The sequence below is a fragment of the Pseudomonas sp. TH06 genome, assembly GCF_016651305.1.
Lineage (GTDB): Bacteria > Pseudomonadota > Gammaproteobacteria > Pseudomonadales > Pseudomonadaceae > Aquipseudomonas.
This window is the reverse complement of record NZ_JAEKEC010000004.1, coordinates 130,654-151,108: the sequence shown is the minus strand read 5'-3', so window position 1 is coordinate 151,108 and position 20,455 is coordinate 130,654. Positions and strand designations below refer to the sequence as shown.

The following is a 20,455-nucleotide window of genomic DNA, read 5'->3' as shown; positions in this document are numbered from 1 at the left end:
CGGCGGAAATCGGCTAGTCATCCTTGAGCGGATCCGGACATCGGGATCCCTCAGAGACAGACCACATTTGCTTTGCACGGATGACCACCCGTCGCCACCTGTCAGATCTGACAGGTGCGCAAATCCTCATTTAGCGCTCTGATGGCTCCTTCCCGTTCTCACTACGCAGGAGCCTCTTCCATGACCGCCTCGTCCTCTGGCGACAACACTGTCCTTGTCCTCTTTCCGCCCATAGTCAACGGCCAAACCGAGCCCGTGGTTGGCGCGGACATCGGCGTGCCGTTGGTGGCCTATGACCTGGTCACCGACGGTGAAGGCGCTGTTGTTTTTGTCGATCCGCCATTCTCTCCCTCCATGGAGTCCGGGGATGTCATGGAGCTTCGGCTCAAGGATGAGTTGGCCGCACTGGACAGTAAAACCATTGACGATCCGAACGTGCGCACCAGGTTGCGCATTCCCAAGGGCCGGCTGCTTCCTAATCGGGTCAACGAGCTTTACTACACCATCACACGCGGCAGCCAAAACATCGGCAAGTCGAATCCGCTCACCATCCTCTACAACAAGATCCGTCCAGGCCTCAAGGACAAGTACGACGCCTCCGGTGGCCATTCCGAACTCAAACTGCTGCTGCCCGACGTGATCAAAAACGGCGTCGGTGCGGATTTCGTCAGCGCCGACGTCTGCGTGTCCTACCCGTACTGCCGGGCTTATGACCTCATCACCCTCAAGTGCAATGGCGAACTGATGACGGCCAAGGTGAATCCGAATCAGGCGCCGCAACCGCCGAATCATGGCTCCGAAGAGCCCATCACCATTTGCTTCACCATCACTCGCGCGTTTCTGGACAAGGCGAAACGGATAGAGCAGAAACTGTATTTTTCCTACACCGTCACCGACCAGATCGGCAACGGCCCGGACACCGATGCGCCGTGGTCGCCGGTACAAGTCGTGGATGAGGATCTGGACGGCAAGCGTTTGCCGAAGCCGATTTTGCTGGAACGCCTGGAGGATTTCCCGGGGGATGACCCCGAGGAAATCGATCTGAAAAAACTGGCCGGCAAGCCTTTGCTGCTGGTGGTGTTGACGGCGAATCCCCCTTTTGTTGCGGGTGATAACGTGCTGGCGACCTACACCGCCCAAGACACCGGGCAACCCGCCGATGTGGTGGTGAACGTCAGCGGCAAAGTCGAAGCGGATCAGTTCGGGTCGAAAAAGCCCTGCATTCTCGAAGTGCCCAACGCCAAGGTCTTCGCCGGCAGCCGCGTGACCGCGACCTACGAACTGCGCAGGCCCAACGGTGATCTGGTGGGCAATTCGATCACGGCCAACGCAACGGTAACCGGAGCCGCTCCGATTGATCTGCTACCGCCGAGTCTCGTGGCGCCGGCCGTTGACCCTGTCGATGTGCTGGCCTATCCGAACGGGATCACGATGCGCATCGAATACCTTGCCGCCCTCGACGGCGATCGCGCGCGATTGGCCGAGGTCGATCCGCCGACAGGTTCGCCACAGTTTCCGTTGGTGGCATTCAACAGCAACAAACGGGTCAACACCGTGCTGACCCCGGCGTATCTCGCGGCCCGCCAAGGCAAGTCATTCGAGCTGCGCTGGAACCTCAATCGCAATGGCGGACAGGCCGGGAAGTCAACCCCGACACCAGTGAGGGTGCTGAAGATTGCCGATGGCGACTCACGTTTGCCGACGCCGAACATTGCAGCCAACACCAATACCGTACTGGACGTTGAAGCCCTCAACGAAGGGGCGCGGATTCTTGCAGTGAAATGGCCAGTGTTTGAACCGGCGCAACCGATCTGGGTTACGTGCAAGGGTTTTGACAACAATGGCAACCCGATCAGTACCGAGGTGAAGTCTGGCGAGCCCAATGACTCACTGGATGGATTGAACGTTCAGGCGCCGGTTGCGTGGTTGAAGGCGCTCAAGGATGGCAGTGCACTGACTGTCGAATGCGCCGTAAGTCTTGATGGCTCCCGTGACAAGACCAGGGCGGTTTTACTTCCGCTGCGGCTTTATACCGTCAGGGCCGTGGAGGATTTGAACTTTGGAGCGGCTCTAACGCTCAATCTCCCGGCTTATAGCGTTGTGCGAGGTGTCCCGCCACTGAATCCTCCGGCCAATGCAACGTATACGCGGACGCCGACCGGCGGAATCAAGCCCTACCATTTCAGCTCAAGCAACACCAACGTCGCGCTGATCGACGCAACCACGGGCACGGTGCGCGTGTCCGGGCGCGGAACGACGACACTGACCGTCACCGATCATCAAAACAATAAAGCCACTTACACCCTCACCACGACCGGGTTAAAGATGTTCGTCAGGCTTGGCAACCTGATGACTCAGCCCAGTGCCGCGCAGGCTTGTGCAGCCGCCGGGGGAGGCCTGCCGAACAATCGAGCAGAACTGCGTGCGGTGTACAACACCTACGCAGGGTCAGGAGGCATTGTTCAAGCAGCTGGATGGTTACCGAATGACACGTGGACAAATGAAACTCACTCCCAGAAAAATCACTATTGGGTAGTACGAATGAACACCGGAGTGGACTCCTATGCGCATACAACCCAGGGCCAATCAGCGGTTGCCTGTCGAATTGATACTTGAGTCAATTCCGCAGACAGGCAAGCGCAACCGCCAGAAACCTGCAGCTTTTGCCAGCTTCTACAAGGAATGAATGCCTGGCTCAAGGCATGAAAAAACCGCCGCCCGGTTCAATCGGGACGGCGGTTTTCTGTTTCGGATCCCTCAGGGACAGACCACATTTGCTTTGCACGGTTGACCACTCGTCGCCACCTGTCAGATCTGACAGGTGTGCAAGCTTTCATAAAGCGCTCTGATAGCCGTTCCCCTCGCCGCGCCGGAGCCGCAGCCATGACCACGAACCAGTCACCCGACAACACCGTGCTGGGGCTGTTTCCACCACACGCCCCTGAAGCGACCACACCAGTGGCAGGCGCGACTTATGGTGTACCCAAGCACGTTTACGACCTCAAACCCATGGGCCTGACCATCCTCGTTGAAGCGCCACTGGCCGGTACGGCTCAAGGAGGCGATGTCATCCGACTGGTGCTGAACAACACCAATACCGAAGCGACAAAAACCATTCAGCCTGGCGAGGAAAACGCCACGCATACGCTCTACCTGCCTAAGGGCCTGCTGTTGACCGAACGCGTCAACACACTCGTTTACACCATCACCCGCGGCAGTGAGAACATTGGCACATCGACGCCGCCGCTGACCTTGCTGTACAACGCCATCCGTCCCGGTATCGAGGATCGTACGCCGGGTGACGGCGCCCATTCCGAACTGCAATTGATCCTGCCGCAGGACGTGATCGAGGACGGTATCGATGCCGACCGCGCCAAATCGGGTGTGCAGGTGTGTTTCACCTACCCCTACTGCCGCGCTCACGACGTGATCCGATTGAACTGCAACGGCCAGGATGTCTTGCGCACCGTCACCAACGCCGAAGCCCCTACTGCTCCATCGCCTGCGCCAACGACAATCTGCGCCATGGTCGACGAAGATGTGTTTCTAAGGGCCGGAGACAATCCGAAGTTCATCTTTTCCTACACCGTCACCGACCAGCTCGGCAACGGGCCGGACACCGACTCGCCATACTCGGGCACGGTGGAGGTCGATGTGCACCTCGGTGAAACCCGATTGATCGCTCCAGATCTGACCGAGGACCCGGACGATCCAAGCGATGACCCAAGCACCATCGATCTGACGAAGCTCGGCAGCAAGGATCTCACCGTACTGGTGCATGCATTCGCCCCAATATGGCAGCCCAACGACAAAATCCGTGTGACCTACACCGCCAGCAAACCTGATGCCCCCGTGGTATCACACACCGTTGAGGCGGATGTCGGGCGCATCCCGTTCACCTACAAACTGATGGTGCCCAATGCCAAAGTAATTGCCGGCAGCATGGTGCGTGCGAAATATGAACTGTTGCGCGGTGGCATCGTCATTGCGACATCGAAAACCGCCACGGCCGATGTGATCGGCGGTAGCACCATTGTGTTGTTGCCTCCGTTTCTAGTGTCACCAGCTGTCAATCCGATTGATCCACTGGCGTATCCAGATGGGGTAACCGTCCGCATCGAATACCTCAACGCCTTGCCCGGGGACAGAGCGCGGTTGGTTGAGGTCAACCCGCCAGCGGGTTCGCCGCAGTTCCCGCTAGTGACGTTCAACAGCAACAAACGGGTGAACACAGTGCTGAACCCGGCGTTCCTGGCAGCACGCCATGGCAAGCAGATTGAGTTGCGCTGGAATCTGAATCGCAATGGAAGACAAGCCGGGAAATCGCCGGTTGCAGAGTTCCGTGTATTGCAGATTGCGGATGGCGACTCGAGACTGCCGATACCGCATATTGCGGGTGAAGAGAGCAGTGTTTTGGATGTGACAAAGTTACTGAGTCGCGACTTGCTAAAATCCGCTCCGTGGCTGCATCAAGCTCGCGGGCAAACGGTTTGGGGCGTCTATGAGGGGATTAATGATCAAGGCGAAGCCATTTCGCGCACCGAACCCAATGGTGTAACGATTGATCAAACAGGCGATTTCGAATGGCCCATCCCCGTTACATGGCTCAAAAGCCTGCGACACGGCAGCGACCTGCGCGTCAAGCTCATGATCAACGCTAACGGAACCTCCGACTCATCAGAAGCTGTGAGCACACAGACACGTTTGTACAGGGTGCAGAGACAGATCCTGCAATTATCAGAAAACTTCAACTCTCTCGCGCCCTTCGTCAGCACTGAGGAGGGTGAATTAATAACGCCCAACATTAAAATCACAATCAGGAAAGTCCGATTTCCCGATATCGCCTGGGCAATTGAACCCAGTGAAGGCGAATACCTCTTTCCAGGAAAAGTAGACGGCAGGCACTTCGCGATAAACGCGGCAGAAACCGAATTCAATTTTGGCAGGACGTGTTCTCGTGTGAGCTTTTGGTATACGCACGTTGACTTTGCCAATCACAGAGTCGAAGCCCGCGATGACACCGGTCTTTTGTTGGATAGCAGAATCTTGCAAATCAATAGGGGAATACGAGCAGATCAATTGATATTCAATCATGACGACATATACAGCATCACCATCATCCCCGACTCTCGTGAAGCGCTGATATTTGACAATTTTGAACTCACCACACAGTAAAACCACGTCATCAAGGACTACACGGAGCCAGACCACTGCCCAATAAAACCCGCCGGATGTACGAGGTTTGATTGATGTGTTGTCGTGACTGACGCTTTCGGGAGCGGGCTTGCTCGCGAAGGCGACCTCACAGGCAAGACACGTCCTCCCGGCATAAAAAAACCGCTGCCCCATTCAATCGGGACAGCGGTTTTCTGTTTCATCTCAGCACAGTCAGGAATCGCGACGCAGATCCGGCGGAATCGGCAGATCGTCCTTGAGCGGATCCGGGCGCTTGCCCTTGCCCGCGCGGAATTGGCGGATCTGGTAGACGTAGGCCAAAACCTGGGCAACCGCCAGGTACAAGCCGCCAGGGATTTCCTGGTCAAGTTCGGTGGAGTAGTAGATCGACCGCGCCAGCCCCGGCGACTCAAGGAGCATGACGTTGTTGGCCACGGCGATTTCACGGATTTTCAGTGCCAGGAAGTCGCTACCCTTGGCCAGCAGGACTGGCGCCCCGCCCTTCTCCGAATCGTATTTGAGCGCCACGGCGTAGTGGGTCGGGTTGGTGATGACCACGTCGGCAGTCGGAATCGCCGCCATCATCCGCCGCTGGGACATCTCGCGCTGGGTCTGGCGAATCCGCTGTTTGACCTCTGGCCGGCCTTCTTGATCCTTGTGCTCGTCGCGCACTTCCTGCTTGGTCATCAGCAGTTTCTTGTGGGCTTCCCAGAGCTGCACCGGCACGTCGACCGCCGCGATGATGATCAGCCCGCAAGCCAGCCACAAGGTACTCCAGGCCACCAGCGTGACGCTGTGAATGATCGCCCGGTCCAGCGGTTCATGGGCGATTCGCAGAAAGTCGTCGACGTCGGCGGACAGCACCACCAACGCCACACCCAAGGTGATCAAAAACTTCGCCAGCGCCTTGAGCAACTCGACCACGGACTTGAACGAGAACATCCGCTTGATGCCCGCAGCCGGGTTCATCCGGCTGAACTTGGGCGCCATGGAACCGGCCGCGAACAGCCAGCCACCAAGGGAAATCGGCCCGACCAGCGCGGCAATCAACAAGGTGATCATGATCGGCTGAATCGCCACCAGCGCGAGCTTGCCGGACTGCATCAGAAACGCGCCCATGGAACCCTGATTCATGATCACTTCGCGCGACAGCGTGAAGTTCATACGCATCAGGTCCATCAGGTCTTCCGCCAGCATGCCGCCGAATATCAACAGTGCGCTGGCGCCGGCCATCATCACGGCAAGGGTGTTGAGTTCTTTCGAGCGGGCGATCTCACCCTTCTCACGGGAATCCTTTTTACGTTTCTCCGTGGGGTCTTCTGTTTTGTCCTGACCGCTTTCGCTCTCAGCCATGAGTCAGCGCGCCCGTGCCAGTTCACGTAGCAACTGCAAGGCCTCGGTGGCCAGCGGTTGATACTGATTGAGAATGTCCGCCAGACCGACCCAGACGATGAACAGGCCGAGCACCAGGGTTAACGGAAAACCGATGGAAAAAATATTCAGTTGCGGCGCGGCACGGGTCATTACGCCAAAGGCAATGTTGACCACCAGCAACGCCGTCACTGCCGGCAACACCAGCAACAACGCCGCCCCCAGCACCCAGCCGAGCTTGCCGGCCAACTCCCAGTAATGCGCGGTCATCAATCCGCTGCCCACCGGCAACGTGGTGAAGCTTTCAGTGAGGACCTCGAACACCACCAGATGACCATTCATTGACAGGAACAGCAGCGTCACCAGCATGGTGAAGAACTGCCCGATCACCGCCACCGAGACACCGTTGGCCGGGTCGACCATCGAGGCGAAGCCCATACCCATCTGGATCGCGACAATTTGCCCTGCGACGGCAAAGGCCTGGAAAAACAGTTGCAAGGAAAATCCGAGCACAGCGCCGACCAGAATCTGCTCGGCGATCAACAGCAGACCACTGAGATCGAGCGGGCTGACTGCCGGCATCGGCGGCAGCCCCGGAACAATCACCACGGTAATCGCCACGGCGAAATACAGGCGTACACGCCGGGGGATGAGGGTTGTGCCAAACACGGGCATGACCATCAGCATCGATGCGACGCGAAACAGCGGCAACATGAACGTCGCCACCCAGGAACTGATCTGGGTGTCGGTCAACTGCAGCAGCGATTGCATGGCTTAGCCGATGACCATCGGAATGTTTTTGTACAACTGGATGATGTACTCCATGAAGGTCTGCACGATCCACGGACCGGCGACAATCAGCGTAACCAGCATCACCAGCAGACGCGGCAGGAAGCTCAGGGTCTGTTCGTTGATCTGCGTGGCCGCCTGGAACATCGCCACCAGCAAACCGACCAACAGGCTCGGCACCACCAGAATCGCGACCATCAGCGTAGTCAGCCACAGCGCTTCACGAAATATGTCGACCGCGACTTCCGGCGTCATGGCGAGACACCCCCGAAACTGCTGGCGAGCGTGCCGATGATCAGTGCCCAACCATCGACCAGCACAAACAGCATGATTTTGAACGGCAGGGAAATGATCAGCGGCGAGAGCATCATCATACCCATCGCCATCAGCACACTGGCCACGACGAGGTCGATGATCAGGAACGGAATGAAGATCATGAAGCCGATCTGGAACGCGGTTTTCAGCTCGGACGTGACGAACGCGGGAACCAGAATGGTCAGCGGCGCCTGGTCCGGGGTGACAATGTCGGTGCGCTTGGACAGACGCATGAACAGCTCCAGATCACTGGTGCGAGTCTGCGCGAGCATGAAGTCCTTGATCGGCACCTGAGCTTTTTCCACCGCTTGCTGAGCCGTGAGTTTCTCGGCCAGGTACGGCTGCAACGCATCGTTGTTCACGCGATCGAACACCGGCGCCATGATGAACATGGTCAGGAACAGCGCCATTCCGGTGAGGATCTGGTTCGACGGCGTCTGTTGCAGACCGAGGGCCTGGCGCAGGATCGAGAAGACGATGATGATCCGCGTGAAGCTGGTCATCAGGATGACCGCCGCCGGGATAAAACTCAGCGCGGTCATGATCAGCAGGATCTGCAGACTGACCGAGTATTCCTGCGCGCCGTCGGCGTTGGTGCCCAGCGTGATTGCCGGGATCGACAACGGATCGGCGGCGAACGCCAGCGGCGCGGCCAGCAACAGGGCCAGCGTCAAGACGATGCGTAGCGCACCCATTACTTCTTATCCTTCTGATCCTTGCCGAGAATCTTCAGCAGATGCTGAGCGAATTCCGGGGTCGCTTTCTCGCTGATACCTGGCACTTCGACCGGCTCTTTGAGCACGTGCAGCGCGGTGATGGTGCCGGGGCTCAGACCGAGCAGAATCTGCTCGTTGCCAACCTGCACCAGCATCAAACGGTCACGCGGCCCGAGCGCACGCGAGCCAATCAGCTCGATCACCTGGCCCTTGCCTGCAGGACCCGCCTGCTGCACCCGGCGCAACAGCCAGGCGAGGAAGAAAATCAGCCCCAGCACCAGCAGCAGGCCGAATACCAGTTGCGTCAATTGCCCGGCCACGCCACTGCTGACCATTGGCGCGGTCGCGGCAACAGGTGCCGCCGCTGCGTTAGTTGCCGCAGGCTCAGCAGCCAGTACGCTCAACGGCAACGCCAGCAGAACCCAGAGAAAGCGCTTCACTTAGCGCAGCTTCTTGATGCGTTCGCTTGGGCTGATCACGTCGGTCAGGCGGATGCCAAACTTCTCGTTGACCACTACCACTTCGCCGTGCGCGATCAGCGTGCCGTTGACCAACACGTCCAGCGGCTCACCCGCCAGACGATCCAGCTCGATGACCGAGCCCTGGTTGAGTTGCAGCAGGTTGCGGATGTTGATGTCGGTGCTGCCCACTTCCATCGAGATGGACACCGGGATGTCGAGGATCACGTCCAGGTTAGGACCGTCCAGCGTCACCGGATCGTTGTTCTTCGGCACGCTGCCGAACTCTTCCATCGGCAGACGGTTGGAGCTGGCGGTACCGGCATCAGCAGCCAGCAGCGCATCGATGTCAGCCTGGCCGTCGCCGGTCTCTTCCAGGGCTGCAGCCCATTCGTCAGCCAGTGCCTGATCGTCCTGGGCGTTCATATCGTCGTTCATCATTTGTCCTCGGCGGGCAACAATTCAGCTAAATGTGTGGGGGTGAGAGCGCCGCTTCAGCGACGCTCGATCGGCTCGATCACCTGCAACGCGAGGTTGCCTTTGTGCGAGCCCATCTTGACCTTGAAGGCCGGCACGCCGTTGGCGCGCATGATCATGTCTTCCGGCATTTCCACCGGGATCACATCCCCCGGTTGCATGTGCAGGATGTCGCGCAGCTTCAACTGGCGGCGGGCTACTGTGGCACCGATCGGCACGTCGACATCGAGCACGTCCTGGCGCAGGGCATTGACCCAGCGCTCGTCCTGATCGTCGAGGTCCGACTGGAAACCGGCGTCGAGCATTTCACGCACCGGCTCGATCATCGAGTACGGCATGGTCACGTGCAGGTCGCCGCCACCGCCATCGAGTTCGATGTGGAATGTCGACACGACAATCGCTTCGCTCGGGCCGACGATGTTGGCCATGGCCGGGTTCACTTCCGAGTTGATGTACTCGAAATTGACCTCCATGATTGCCTGCCAGGCTTCCTTCAAATCGACGAAGGCCTGTTCCAGCACCATGCGCACCACGCGCAGTTCGGTCGGGGTGAATTCACGGCCTTCGATCTTGGCGTGACGACCGTCACCGCCGAAGAAGTTGTCCACCAGTTTGAACACCAGTTTGGCGTCGAGGATGAACAGCGCAGTGCCGCGCAGGGGTTTGATCTTGACCAGGTTGAGGCTGGTCGGCACGTACAGCGAGTGCACGTATTCGCCGAACTTCATCACCTGTACGCCACCGACGGCAACGTCCGCCGAGCGGCGCAGCATGTTGAACATGCTGATGCGGGTATAACGGGCAAAACGCTCGTTGATCATCTCCAGGGTCGGCATGCGTCCACGGACGATGCGATCCTGGCTGGTCAGGTCGTAGCTTTTGACACTGCCGGGTTCGGCAGCGTTATCGGTCTGTACCAGACCATCGTCGACGCCATGCAACAGCGCATCGATTTCATCCTGGGACAGCAGATCCTGCACGGCCATGTCGTGTTCCTACTGCAGTACGAAATTAGTGAAAAGCAACTGTTCGATCACCACTTTGCCCAGCTCTTTCTGCGCCACTTCCTGCACGCTCGCTGTAGCCTTCTGGCGCAACATCTCTTGCCCGACCGGGGTCGCCAGGGTGGCGAAATCCTGACCGGAGAAGAGCATCACCAGGTTGTTGCGGATTACCGGCATGTGCACTTTCAGCGCTTCCAGATCGGCCTGGTTACGCGCCAGCATGGTGATGCTCACCTGCATGTAGCGCTGACGGCCGTTCTGGTTGTAGTTGGCGACAAACGCCGGCGCCATCGGCTCGAAGATCGCCGGCTGCTTGCCGACGGGCGCAGCCTCGGCGGCTTCGGCAGGCTTGCTTTGGGCGCTGTGCATGAAGAACCAGGTCGCCCCCACGGACGCGCCAATGGCCAGCAGCAACGCCAGCACGATCACGATGATCAGCTTGAGTTTGCCTTTGGTTGCGGGGTCTTTTACAGCTGCTGCTTCGCTCTTCGCCATGCCAATAATCCGTCACTATTCGGGTTTTCACAGTCGCACGGCAAGGCAAGAGCAAGTGTTATGCCAGAAGTGTCAGAGGGATTGACGAGAGGGATCTGTCGACTGATGCAAAACCTTGTGGGAGCTGGCTTGCCAGCGATAGCGATTTGTCTGACACATTGATTTCGAATGTGCCGCCGCCATCGCTGGCAAGCCAGCTCCCACAAGGTACAGCGGTGTGTCAGGCGTAATAGTCGACGGCGCTCGTGCCGATCACGCTGGTGGTCTGCGCGGCAGCTTCAGCAACAGCAGCGGGCGCCAATTCTTCATCCGTCGAATCCAGACGACCACCGGCTGCACTGGTGCGCCCACTCTGGCCCTGCTGTGCCTGTTCCTGACCTTGCTGGCCCTGCCAGCCACGGCTCTGGTCGGACACATTGACGTCGACCTGGCCCATGCCCTGCTGGTTGAACATGTCACGCAGACGATGCATCTGGCCGTCGAGCGCTTCACGCACACTCGGGTGCGCACTCATGAATGTCACCTGCGTCTGCTGGTCGGGGACCATGTTCACACGGATATCCAGACGCCCCAGCTCGGCTGGCTGCAACTGAATGTCCGCCGCCTTCAGATTGGCACTCGACAGATACATGACGCGGTTGACCACTTCTTCGGTCCAGCCGCTTTGATGCATGGCGATCGGCTGATTCACCGGAACAGCGTTCGCGGTCTTCGGCGTGGCAGCCTGAGTCAGTGCCGCCAAGCGGTTGGCAAAGTCATCGACGCGGGTGTCGCTGGTGGCGGTTTTCAGGTCTTTCAGGCCGTCATCGATCAACCCGCTGAAAGCTTTCTCGCCACCCTGGCTGGTGCTGTCCTTGTCGGCCTGCACGTCGAGCATGCTGGCCATGCCAGCGGCAAAGTTCTGCGCCGAGGTCAATTCGCCGTCAGCCTGCGTCTGCGCAGGCGCCGCTTTCGGTTGCGCCTGGCTGGCGGCAGAGATGTGGCCACCCTGCTCCATCGCCATGCGCACGGCCGGCAAAGCATCGAGAGGATCGGTCGAAGGGTCGAAATCGCTGTCGGTGCTCGCCGCCGGATCTTTGACCACACTTGGCAACACGGCCACCGCCGGGGTTTCGGTTTTCGCCGGAGTGGCCGCTTCGACCACCGGGGCCGGCACGACGGGTGGCGTCACTACCGGTTGGACGACGGCAACCAATGCAGGATCCAGCGTCGGGTCGACCGGAGTGGCATCCGTCACCGGGGTCTGTGTGGTATCAGCGGCATCGTCGCTGCTGGCAGTCTTGTCGTCGGCCGCTGCAGGTTTGTCGGCAGGCAAGGCATTGCCGCTATCGGCAACCGCCGGCTTCTCAGGGGCAGATTGATCCTTGCTGATGTCCTTCTTGCCGCTGGTGTCAGCGACCTTGTCGCGCGCCGACTTCAGCGGGGCGTCAACCGTGACGGCAGGCTTGTTCGAGCCCTGATCGGCGAATACCTGAGCGAAGCTTGAGGCCTTGTCCCCGGCATCTGCGGTCATTGCCGACGTTTTTGCAGAGGCGGCTTGAGCCTTGGCCTGAGCAGCGTTCTGAAGAAGAATGTTGGGGGTCGCAGGCATGAAACGGTCTCCGCTGCACTGGGATCGTAGGTACAGTTGCGGGAGATAACTGCAAGTGCCGGGCCAGTTTTGTCCGACGCCTTGAAAAAGCGCCGGACGGAGTGAAATCAGTGAGTGGTAGCGTGCTGTCGCTCGTCTTCATAGACAGGACGTATATCAGCAAACTCGTTGCCGATTTCGGCGATCAGTTGGGCGATTTCATCGGGACTTTTGTTATTTGCATCCGACTCCAGCTTCTGACACAAGCCGGCCAGATGAGTCGCCCCCATGTTGCTGGCGCTGCCCTTGAAACTGTGGGCAACGTCCGATAGCGCCTTGGCATCGACGGCTTTCTGAAGCTCGCCCAAGCGAACTTTGGAGTCGCTCAGGAACGTATCCAGCAATTCGGGATAACCATCCTCCATGACTTCGCGCAGTTCGCTCAGCGCCTTGTAATCAACATGTGTGTCAGTCACTTGTTCACTCCTTGATCAAGAATTGCGCCGATTATGCCTCAACCTCCCAGAAAAACTCCACGTGGGCACTACGACCTTGGTCCGACCAACCGGCGTTGTGCCCCAATTGCCGGACCAGGCTGACACCGCGTCCCGACAAACGGACACCGTCCAGCGGCCGCTCCATGACCCTGGCGACATCGAAACCCTTACCGCTGTCGTCGACACGGATAACCAGACACCCACCCTCGCCTTGCGGCTTCACTTGCAAATGCACCCGCACAAAGCCGTCCTGCAAAGCCTCCAGACGCACGTTGCGCTGCTCATAGTAGCGGGCGAATCCTGCGGCATCGCGCTTGAGGCTGGAATCCAGACCCAACACCCCGTGCTCCAGTGCATTGGAATACAACTCGGCGAGCACGCTGTACAGCGCCCCGCTTTGCGCCCGCAACCCATGCACCTCCTGGAGCAACTGCAACAGATACGGCAACGGGTTGAAACGCTTTAACGTGGCGCCACGGAATTCGAAACTCGCCGACCAGTCCAGCGGGCACGACTGACCGCTGTCGGAATACACCGGCACCGAAGGGTGCACCTGCTCAGACTCAAGCAGGCCGACCTCGACCATGCTCACATCGTCACGAGCCTCACCGCGAAAATCGCGCAGCGCCTGCTCGATCTCGTCGAACAGGCGATCAGGTTCGCGATTGCTGGCAAACACCCGCTGCAAACGCTCGACGCCGAACAACTGATCACTGGCGTTACTGGTGTCGATCACCCCGTCGGACAACAGGAAGACCCGATCACCGACTGCCATTGGATGCACTTGCGTGCAGTCATCGAACGCCTGCGGGCTCAACACCCCCAACGGCAAATGCCGCGCGGCCAGAGGCTCGCGCTCGCCAGTGGCAATCCGATGCAGATAGCCGTCCGGCATCCCACCGTTCCAGACCTCGACCGAACGCCTTTGCGAACTCAGGCACAGCAGCGTCGCACAACAGAACATGTCCACCGGCAGGATACGCTTGAGCTTGGCGTTCATCTCGCGCAGGGTTTCCGCCAGGCCGTAGCCCTTGGCCGTCATGCCATAAAACACTTCGGCCAACGGCATCGCACCGACGGCGGCCGGCAAGCCGTGCCCGGTGAAATCACCCAGCAGCACATGCATGTCACCCGCCGGCGTGTACGCCGCCAGCAGCAGGTCGCCGTTGAACAGCGCATAGGGTGATTGCAGATAACGAATATTCGGCGCGCTCAGGCAACCGGAATGCGCGACCTTGTCGAACACGGCTTTGGCCACGCGTTGCTCATTGAGCAGGTAATCGTGATGCTTGGCGATCAGATCGCGCTGCTGCAACACCGTGGCCTGCAAGCGGCGCAAGCGATCCATCGCCTTGATTTTGGCGGCAAGTATCACCTGGTTGTAAGGCTTCGCCAGAAAGTCGTCACCACCAGCTTCAAGACAACGGGCCAACGCCTCACTTTCGGTCAGCGAAGTCAGGAAGATAATCGGCACCAGGGTTTCACCGGCCAGCGCCTTGATCTGCCGGGCGGCCTCGAAACCGTCCATCACCGGCATCATCGCGTCCATCAGAACAAGCTGCGGTTGTTGCCGGCGGAAGACCTCCACGGCTTCAGCACCGTTCGCCGCCGTCAGCACTTCATGGCCCTGACGACGGACGATGGTCGACAACAGCAACCGGTCGGCGGCGCTGTCTTCGGCGATCAGGATGGTCAGCGGCTCTTGCGCCTGCATGGCCGTCAACTGATGTCGAAGAGCTTGTCGAAGTTGGAAATGGCGAGGATCTTGCGCACGTCGGAATTGCTGTTGACCACCCGCACATCCGAATTGTCGCCGCCGGCGTGGTCACGCAGCAAGAGCAGCATGCCGAGGGCCGAACTGTCGAGGTAGGTGGCGTCTTTCAAGTCCACCACAATGGATTCGGGCTTCTTTGTGAGTCGCTCATAGGACTCGCGAAATTCCTGATGGCGACCGAAATCGAATCGACCCTTGACCGAGATAGTCAGTTTTTTTTCATCCGGGGAGACTTCTGTAACGACTGACATTGACTGGCTTCCTTGTCATTGACGAACGTGTACAAGGTTTAGCACTTGGACGGGGCTGGGGCAAGGCGCAGGGCAAGATCAAAAGATCGCAGCGTGCCGCAAGATCCCTGTAGGAGTTGCGGCACGCTGCGATCTTTTGATCCTGTTTTAAAAAGGCTGTTGGCGCGGCAAACGCTGGGACAACTCGTCCAGCAGTTTCTGCTCGCGCTTGTCTTCAAGGCGTTGCGCCTCTTCGCGATAGCGCTGCACCAGTTTGCGCAGGCCCTCGACCTTGGCAAACGCCTGTTGCCACTCCTCACGAGCCTTGTCGAGATTGTTCTGGTGCCAGACCAGACTTTGCCGCTGTTGATCAACCGCCGTGTCGAGTTGCGCCAGGAAGCCCTGGAAGCCGAGCAGCCACTGCCCACTGACGCCAGTGCTGCCGCGCACGATCCATTGCTCCGAGTAATCGAGACGAAAGGCGTGCAGGTCGGCGAGTTTGCTTTCGGCGACCTTCACCTGCCCCTGAAAATAGCCCAGGCGCTGCACGGCGGTTTTCTCGGCCTGTTCGGCCATGTCCACCACCGGAGCGAGACGTGCAGCTCGGCTGACGGCCATGACCGGTTACCCGCCTGTCGCCGGGGCGAACAAGGTCGCGAGATAGGACTGACTTTCGCCCATGTTGATTTTGTCGTTGAGGCCCTGACGCTGGTACCTGACCAATTGCGGTTGCAGGGAAATCGCCAGGTCGGTCTCACGGTCGCCACCGGCGACGTACGCGCCGACGCTGATCAGGTCGCGGCTCTGCTGATAACGCGACCACAGCTGTTTGAAATACTGAGCGCGCTGCATGTGTTCCGCCGAGACCACCGCCGGCATCACCCGGCTGATCGACGCTTCGATATCGATGGCTGGATAATGCCCTTCCTCGGCCAGACGCCGCGACAGCACGATGTGGCCATCGAGTACGCCCCGCGCCGAGTCGGCAATCGGATCCTGCTGATCATCGCCCTCGGACAGCACGGTGTAGAACGCGGTGATCGAACCCCCGCCCTTCTCGGCATTACCGGCACGCTCCACCAGTTTCGGCAGTTTGGCGAACACCGACGGCGGATACCCCTTGGTCGCTGGCGGCTCGCCGATGGCCAAAGCGATTTCCCGCTGGGCCTGGGCGAAACGGGTCAGCGAATCCATCAGCAACAGGACGTTTTTGCCCTTGTCGCGGAAATACTCGGCAATGCGCGTGCAGTACATCGCCGCGCGCAATCGCATCAGCGGTGCATCGTCCGCCGGCGAGGCCACCACCACCGAACGCTTGAGGCCTTCTTCACCGAGGATGTGCTCGATGAATTCCTTAACTTCTCGACCCCGCTCACCGATCAAACCGACGACGATAATGTCGGCCTCAGTGAAGCGCGTCATCATGCCCAGCAATACCGATTTACCGACACCGGTACCGGCGAACAGACCCAGACGCTGACCACGACCGACCGTCAACAAACCGTTGATGCAACGAATGCCGACGTCGAGCGGCACGCTGATCGGGTCACGGTTGAGCGGGTTGATCGTCGGGCCGTCCATCGGCACCCAGTCTTCGGCTTTCATGCCGCCCTTGCCGTCCAGTGCACGACCGGCGCCATCGAGCACGCGCCCGAGCATGCTCATGCCCATCGGCAGGCGCCCGGTTTCGGCCAACGGCACCACGCGTGCGCCGGGGGCGATACCGGCGACGCTGCCGACCGGCATCAGAAAGACTTTGCTGCCAGAGAAGCCCATGACTTCCGCTTCCACCTGCGAAGGGTGATAGCTGTCGTCGTTGATCACCAGGCAGCGTGTGCCCATGGCCGCGCGCAAGCCTTCGGCTTCCAGCGTGAGACCGACCATGCGCAACAGGCGGCCTTCGAGAATCGGCGCGCCGGCAATTTCAGTGGCTTCGGCATAGGTGCTGAGGCGCTTGGCGAAACTGGTGCGTTCAAGGCGCATCGGCGGTGTCCGCGAGCGGCTCTTCAGGCTCGGCAGCCGGTTTGACGTCTTCAGGAAGATCCAGGCTCAAGTCCGGGGCAGCCGGGTGCAAAGCCTGTTCGTGCAATTGATCGAACAGCTTGTCCATGACCTGAGTGACGCGGGTTTCAATGCTTGCGTCGATGCGGCTGTGCGCCGTCTCGACCCGGCAACCACCCGGCATCAACGCTTCGTCTTCGACAATGCGCCAGGACTCTTCGTGACGCTCGCGCAAGGCTTTGGCCTGTGCGAAGTCCTGCGGATTGACGTACAGACGCACGTTTTCCACACCCAGCGGCAACAGCTTGAGCGCATCGCGCATGACGTGTTCGATCTGCGACGAATCGATGGCCAGCTCGCGCTTGATCACCTGTCTGGTGATGTGCTGCACGAGATCGACCAGCGACTTTTCGATCTGGGTGTCTTGTTCGGCAATGGGCTCGAACAGATTGCTCATCAGTTGCTCAAGGCTGGCCAGCTTCGCCGCCAGAGCGACTTCGGCCTCTTGGCGCACTTTCAGCGTGGCGCTGTGAAAGCCTTCTTTTTCGCCGATGCCGAAGCCCTCGTTGTAAGCCTCCTGACGGATGCTTTCGAGTTCCTCCAGAGTCAGTGGCTGGACTTCCTCCAGCGGCACTTCTTCCATTTCCGGCGGTTCGGGCTCAGGCTCCGGCTCGGGTTCCGGTTTCGGCGGATCGAAGCTGGGCAATGCCCAGGACTCGAAGCCACGGACATCGCGGGCACGGATCAGATCCGTCACATCGTCATCGTGCTTATCCATGGGCTTAGATCATTTCCTCGCCGCCCTTGCCACCGAGAACGATTTCTCCGGCTTCGGCCATACGGCGGGCGATGGTGAGGATTTCCTTCTGCGCGGTTTCGACGTCGCTGACGCGCACCGGGCCTTTGGCCTCGAGGTCGTCGCGCAACAGTTCGGCCGCACGTTTGGACATGTTCTTGAAGATCTTTTCTTTGACGCCTTCGTCCGAACCCTTGAGGGCCAGCACCAGCACGTCGGAAGACACTTCGCGCAACAGCGCCTGAATGCCACGATCGTCGACATCGGCGAGGTTGTTGAACACGAACATGAGGTCTTCGATCTGACCGGACAGGTCTTCGTCGACTTCGCGGATCGAGTCCATGAGCTGACCTTCGATCGAGCTGTCGAGGAAGTTCATGATGTCCGCCGCACGCTTGATGCCACCCAGTGTGGTGCGCGAGGCATTCGAGTTGCCGGAGAACTGCTTCTCGAGAATCTGGTTCAATTCTTTCAGTGCCGCTGGCTGCACGGTGTTCAACGACGAGACGCGCAGGATGATATCCAGACGCACCTTGTGGTCGAAGTTGCCGAGCACTTCACCGGCCTGATCCGGGTCGAGGTACGCCACCACGATGGCCTGGATCTGTGGGTGCTCATAACGGATCACGTCGGCAACGGCGCGCGGCTCCATCCATTTCAGGCTGTCGAGGCCGCTGGTGTTGCCACCGAGCAGGATGCGGTCGATCAGGCCGTTGGCCTTGTCTTCACCCAGGGCCTGGGTGAGCATTTTGCGTACGTAGTCATCGGAACCGACGCCCAGGCTGGTCTGGTCGCCGACGATGTCGACGAACTCGCTCATGACCTGCTCAACCTGCTCGCGATGGACGTTGCCCATCTGCGCCATGGCCACGCCGACGCGCTGAACCTCTTTCGGGCCCATGTGGCGCAGCACTTGTGCGGCATCGGTCGAACCCAGGGACAGCAGCAGAATCGCGGCTTTGTCGACCTTGTTCAGTTTGACGGTAGCGGCTCGGTTATCACTCATCTGCGTTAATCCACTCTTTCACGACCTGAGCCACGCGACCCGGATCCTCGGCCACCAGACTCTTGATTGCATTCAGTTGCGCGTCATAACCCTCGCTAGGGCTCGGCAACAGAATGCTCTGCGGACCACCGAGGCTTACGCGGTCGTTGGAAAGTTCGCCGTCCAGGCCGCCCATGCCACCGAGTTCCACGTCGCTGCCAAGACCGGCCAGCTCCTTGCCTTTGCCACCGCCGGTGATGTTGTTCAACACCGGACGCAGCACACCAAACACCAGCACCAGGATGAACAACACACCCAGCACTTGTTTGACGATGTCCCAGAACCATGGCTGGGAGTAGAACGGAATATCGGCAATCACTTCGCCGCGTTCGGCGGAGAACGGCATGTTGATCACGCTGACGCTGTCGCCACGGCTGGCATCGAAACCGACCGCGTCCTGTACCAGACGAGTGAAGCGCGACAATTCGTCGGCGCTCCATGGCGCACGGGTGATTTCCCCGTTGGCCGCATTGACCTTGACCTGATCGTCGACCACCACCGACACCGACAGGCGATTCAGGCGACCCTGCTGCTGTTTGGTGTGGCTGATGGAACGGTCGAGTTCGAAGTTCTTGGTGGATTGTTGACGCTTGTCTGCCGGGTACGGCGCGAGCATCGGCTGGCCGGTGGCCGGGTCCATGATCTGCTGACCGTTGGCATCAACCAATGGCTGACCCGGCTGCACCATGGCGGCAGGCGCAGCAGCGCCACCGGTGGTTTGCGGCGCCGAGGCCGGCGACGGTGGCTGGTTGCTCAGGGCACCCGGCACACCTTGCGGACCATTGCTGGCAGTGCGTTGTTCGTTGACCGACTGTTCGCTGCGCAGCGCCGGTTGATCCGGATTGAACTGCTCGGCGGTGGACTCGACAGCATTGAAATCGATATCGGCCGAGACTTCAGCCTTGTAGCGATCGTTACCCAACACCGGTTGCAGGATGTTGTGCACACGCTGAGTGAGCATGCTTTCCATGCGGCGGCTGTAATCGAACTGCTTGCCGGCCATGGTCATTTCGGAGTTTTCCGCCTGATCAGAGAGCAGGTTGCCCTTCTGGTCGACGACGGTGATCTGCGATTTGCTCAGCTCGGGTACGGAAGTCGCCACCAGATTGATGATCGCAACGACCTGACCCGGCTCCAGCGAACGACCGGAGTACAGCTCAACCAGCACCGAAGCGCTTGGCTTGCGTTCATCACGCACAAACACCGAGCTCTTAGGAATCGCCAGGTGCACGCGGGCACCCTTGACGTTGTTCAGGCTGGAAATGGTCCGCGCCAGTTCACCTTCGAGGCCGCGACGGTAATTGGTCGCTTCCATGAACTGGCTGGTGCCCAGCCCCTGTTCCTTGTCGAGGATTTCGAAACCGATGTTGCCGTCGCTGGGAGTGACACCAGCGGCAGCGAGTTTCATCCGCGCACGGGACAGGTCATCGGCCTTGACCAACAAGGCGCCAGAATTCGGTTCGACGGTGTAAGGGATATCGGCGGAGGCCAGGGTGTCCATGACCTGTTTGGCGTCCATGCCGGCAAGACTGCCGTACAACGGACGGTAATCCGGTTGCTGCGACCACAGCACCACGGCAAAGCCAATCGCCACGCTCGCAGCCAGGCCGACCAACAGGCCCACCTGACGCAGCATGGTCATCTCGGAGAGGTTTTCCAGGAAGGACAGGCCGAACAACGGCGGTTTGCCGTCTATCGGGGTGGCCTTGGCCGGAACGTTATCGGCGACTGCTTCTGCCATG

The 20,455-nt window shown here is 59.5% G+C and carries 19 protein-coding genes; 2 read left to right on the top strand and 17 right to left on the bottom strand.

Features of this window, described 5'->3' with window-relative positions; genetic code table 11:
* The first annotated feature begins 114 nt into the window (after positions 1–114).
* A complete protein-coding gene (locus JFT86_RS27915) occupies positions 115–2,616 on the top strand; it encodes an Ig-like domain-containing protein (RefSeq protein WP_201239271.1) in 2,502 nt (833 codons plus the stop codon).
* A 267-nt stretch (positions 2,617–2,883) separates the two neighbouring features.
* On the top strand, positions 2,884–5,175 hold the full coding sequence (locus tag JFT86_RS27910) for a hypothetical protein (protein WP_201234433.1): 2,292 nt from the start codon (positions 2,884–2,886) through the stop codon (positions 5,173–5,175).
* Positions 5,176–5,388: 213 nt separating this feature from the next.
* Here the strand turns inward: JFT86_RS27910 and flhB are convergent, their stop codons facing one another.
* From flhB to fliF, 17 genes are all read right to left on the bottom strand, one after another.
* Positions 5,389–6,528, bottom strand: a complete 1,140-nt coding sequence (flhB, locus tag JFT86_RS27905) for a flagellar biosynthesis protein FlhB (protein ID WP_201239270.1) — start codon at positions 6,526–6,528, stop codon at positions 5,389–5,391.
* A 3-nt stretch (positions 6,529–6,531) separates the two neighbouring features.
* Positions 6,532–7,317 (bottom strand): flagellar biosynthetic protein FliR, encoded by a 786-nt coding sequence (fliR, locus tag JFT86_RS27900; RefSeq protein WP_103305378.1) that lies wholly within the window; start codon positions 7,315–7,317, stop codon positions 6,532–6,534.
* Positions 7,318–7,320: 3 nt separating this feature from the next.
* The gene (gene fliQ, locus JFT86_RS27895) at positions 7,321–7,590 is read right to left on the bottom strand and encodes a flagellar biosynthesis protein FliQ (RefSeq protein ID WP_007920026.1); all 270 of its coding nucleotides are present in this window, start codon (positions 7,588–7,590) and stop codon (positions 7,321–7,323) included.
* On the bottom strand, positions 7,587–8,345 hold the full coding sequence (gene fliP, locus JFT86_RS27890) for a flagellar type III secretion system pore protein FliP (RefSeq protein WP_201239269.1): 759 nt from the start codon (positions 8,343–8,345) through the stop codon (positions 7,587–7,589). The genes fliQ and fliP overlap by 4 nt, the downstream gene beginning before the upstream one ends.
* Positions 8,345–8,806 (bottom strand): flagellar biosynthetic protein FliO, encoded by a 462-nt coding sequence (fliO, locus tag JFT86_RS27885; protein ID WP_201239268.1) that lies wholly within the window; start codon positions 8,804–8,806, stop codon positions 8,345–8,347. Before fliO ends, fliP begins: the two co-directional genes overlap by 1 nt.
* Positions 8,807–9,265 (bottom strand): flagellar motor switch protein FliN, encoded by a 459-nt coding sequence (fliN, locus tag JFT86_RS27880; RefSeq protein ID WP_201239267.1) that lies wholly within the window; start codon positions 9,263–9,265, stop codon positions 8,807–8,809.
* Positions 9,266–9,318: 53 nt separating this feature from the next.
* On the bottom strand, positions 9,319–10,287 hold the full coding sequence (gene fliM / locus JFT86_RS27875) for a flagellar motor switch protein FliM (protein WP_003222890.1): 969 nt from the start codon (positions 10,285–10,287) through the stop codon (positions 9,319–9,321).
* A 9-nt stretch (positions 10,288–10,296) separates the two neighbouring features.
* Positions 10,297–10,800 (bottom strand): flagellar basal body-associated protein FliL, encoded by a 504-nt coding sequence (gene fliL, locus JFT86_RS27870; protein WP_201239266.1) that lies wholly within the window; start codon positions 10,798–10,800, stop codon positions 10,297–10,299.
* 220 nt (positions 10,801–11,020) lie between these two features.
* Positions 11,021–12,391 (bottom strand): flagellar hook-length control protein FliK, encoded by a 1,371-nt coding sequence (locus JFT86_RS27865; protein WP_201239265.1) that lies wholly within the window; start codon positions 12,389–12,391, stop codon positions 11,021–11,023.
* Between the two features lie 107 nt (positions 12,392–12,498).
* A complete protein-coding gene (locus tag JFT86_RS27860) occupies positions 12,499–12,846 on the bottom strand; it encodes an Hpt domain-containing protein (protein WP_201239264.1) in 348 nt (115 codons plus the stop codon).
* A 31-nt stretch (positions 12,847–12,877) separates the two neighbouring features.
* A complete protein-coding gene (locus JFT86_RS27855) occupies positions 12,878–14,581 on the bottom strand; it encodes a fused response regulator/phosphatase (protein WP_201239263.1) in 1,704 nt (567 codons plus the stop codon).
* Positions 14,582–14,586: 5 nt separating this feature from the next.
* Positions 14,587–14,892: an STAS domain-containing protein gene (locus JFT86_RS27850; RefSeq protein WP_201239262.1), complete on the bottom strand. Its 306-nt coding sequence runs from the start codon at positions 14,890–14,892 to the stop codon at positions 14,587–14,589.
* Positions 14,893–15,039: 147 nt separating this feature from the next.
* Complete coding sequence (fliJ, locus tag JFT86_RS27845) at positions 15,040–15,489, bottom strand: flagellar export protein FliJ (RefSeq protein WP_201239261.1); 450 nt, start codon at positions 15,487–15,489, stop codon at positions 15,040–15,042.
* 6 nt (positions 15,490–15,495) lie between these two features.
* Positions 15,496–16,854, bottom strand: a complete 1,359-nt coding sequence (gene fliI / locus JFT86_RS27840) for a flagellar protein export ATPase FliI (RefSeq protein WP_201239260.1) — start codon at positions 16,852–16,854, stop codon at positions 15,496–15,498.
* On the bottom strand, positions 16,844–17,650 hold the full coding sequence (gene fliH, locus JFT86_RS27835) for a flagellar assembly protein FliH (protein ID WP_201239259.1): 807 nt from the start codon (positions 17,648–17,650) through the stop codon (positions 16,844–16,846). The genes fliI and fliH overlap by 11 nt, the downstream gene beginning before the upstream one ends.
* A gap of 4 nt (positions 17,651–17,654) precedes the next feature.
* Positions 17,655–18,674: a flagellar motor switch protein FliG gene (gene fliG, locus JFT86_RS27830; RefSeq protein ID WP_007920042.1), complete on the bottom strand. Its 1,020-nt coding sequence runs from the start codon at positions 18,672–18,674 to the stop codon at positions 17,655–17,657.
* Positions 18,667–20,454: a flagellar basal-body MS-ring/collar protein FliF gene (fliF, locus tag JFT86_RS27825; protein ID WP_201239258.1), complete on the bottom strand. Its 1,788-nt coding sequence runs from the start codon at positions 20,452–20,454 to the stop codon at positions 18,667–18,669. Before fliF ends, fliG begins: the two co-directional genes overlap by 8 nt.
* Position 20,455: the final 1 nt, after the last annotated feature.

Bases quoted from the DNA above. Each gene is read 5' to 3' on its own strand.
- fliF (WP_201239258.1), bottom strand. From the start codon at position 20,454: ATGGCAGAAGCAGTCGCCGATAACGTTCCGGCCAAGGCCACCCCGATA.
- fliM (WP_003222890.1), bottom strand. From the start codon at position 10,287: ATGGCCGTGCAGGATCTGCTGTCCCAGGATGAAATCGATGCGCTGTTG.
- fliQ (WP_007920026.1), bottom strand. From the start codon at position 7,590: ATGACGCCGGAAGTCGCGGTCGACATATTTCGTGAAGCGCTGTGGCTG.
- JFT86_RS27910 (WP_201234433.1), top strand. From the start codon at position 2,884: ATGACCACGAACCAGTCACCCGACAACACCGTGCTGGGGCTGTTTCCA.
- fliP (WP_201239269.1), bottom strand. From the start codon at position 8,345: ATGGGTGCGCTACGCATCGTCTTGACGCTGGCCCTGTTGCTGGCCGCG.
- fliL (WP_201239266.1), bottom strand. From the start codon at position 10,800: ATGGCGAAGAGCGAAGCAGCAGCTGTAAAAGACCCCGCAACCAAAGGC.
- fliI (WP_201239260.1), bottom strand. From the start codon at position 16,854: ATGCGCCTTGAACGCACCAGTTTCGCCAAGCGCCTCAGCACCTATGCC.
- JFT86_RS27850 (WP_201239262.1), bottom strand. From the start codon at position 14,892: ATGTCAGTCGTTACAGAAGTCTCCCCGGATGAAAAAAAACTGACTATC.
- fliH (WP_201239259.1), bottom strand. From the start codon at position 17,650: ATGGATAAGCACGATGACGATGTGACGGATCTGATCCGTGCCCGCGAT.
- flhB (WP_201239270.1), bottom strand. From the start codon at position 6,528: ATGGCTGAGAGCGAAAGCGGTCAGGACAAAACAGAAGACCCCACGGAG.
- fliG (WP_007920042.1), bottom strand. From the start codon at position 18,674: ATGAGTGATAACCGAGCCGCTACCGTCAAACTGAACAAGGTCGACAAA.
- JFT86_RS27865 (WP_201239265.1), bottom strand. From the start codon at position 12,391: ATGCCTGCGACCCCCAACATTCTTCTTCAGAACGCTGCTCAGGCCAAG.
- fliR (WP_103305378.1), bottom strand. From the start codon at position 7,317: ATGCAATCGCTGCTGCAGTTGACCGACACCCAGATCAGTTCCTGGGTG.
- fliJ (WP_201239261.1), bottom strand. From the start codon at position 15,489: ATGGCCGTCAGCCGAGCTGCACGTCTCGCTCCGGTGGTGGACATGGCC.
- fliN (WP_201239267.1), bottom strand. From the start codon at position 9,265: ATGATGAACGACGATATGAACGCCCAGGACGATCAGGCACTGGCTGAC.
- JFT86_RS27855 (WP_201239263.1), bottom strand. From the start codon at position 14,581: ATGCAGGCGCAAGAGCCGCTGACCATCCTGATCGCCGAAGACAGCGCC.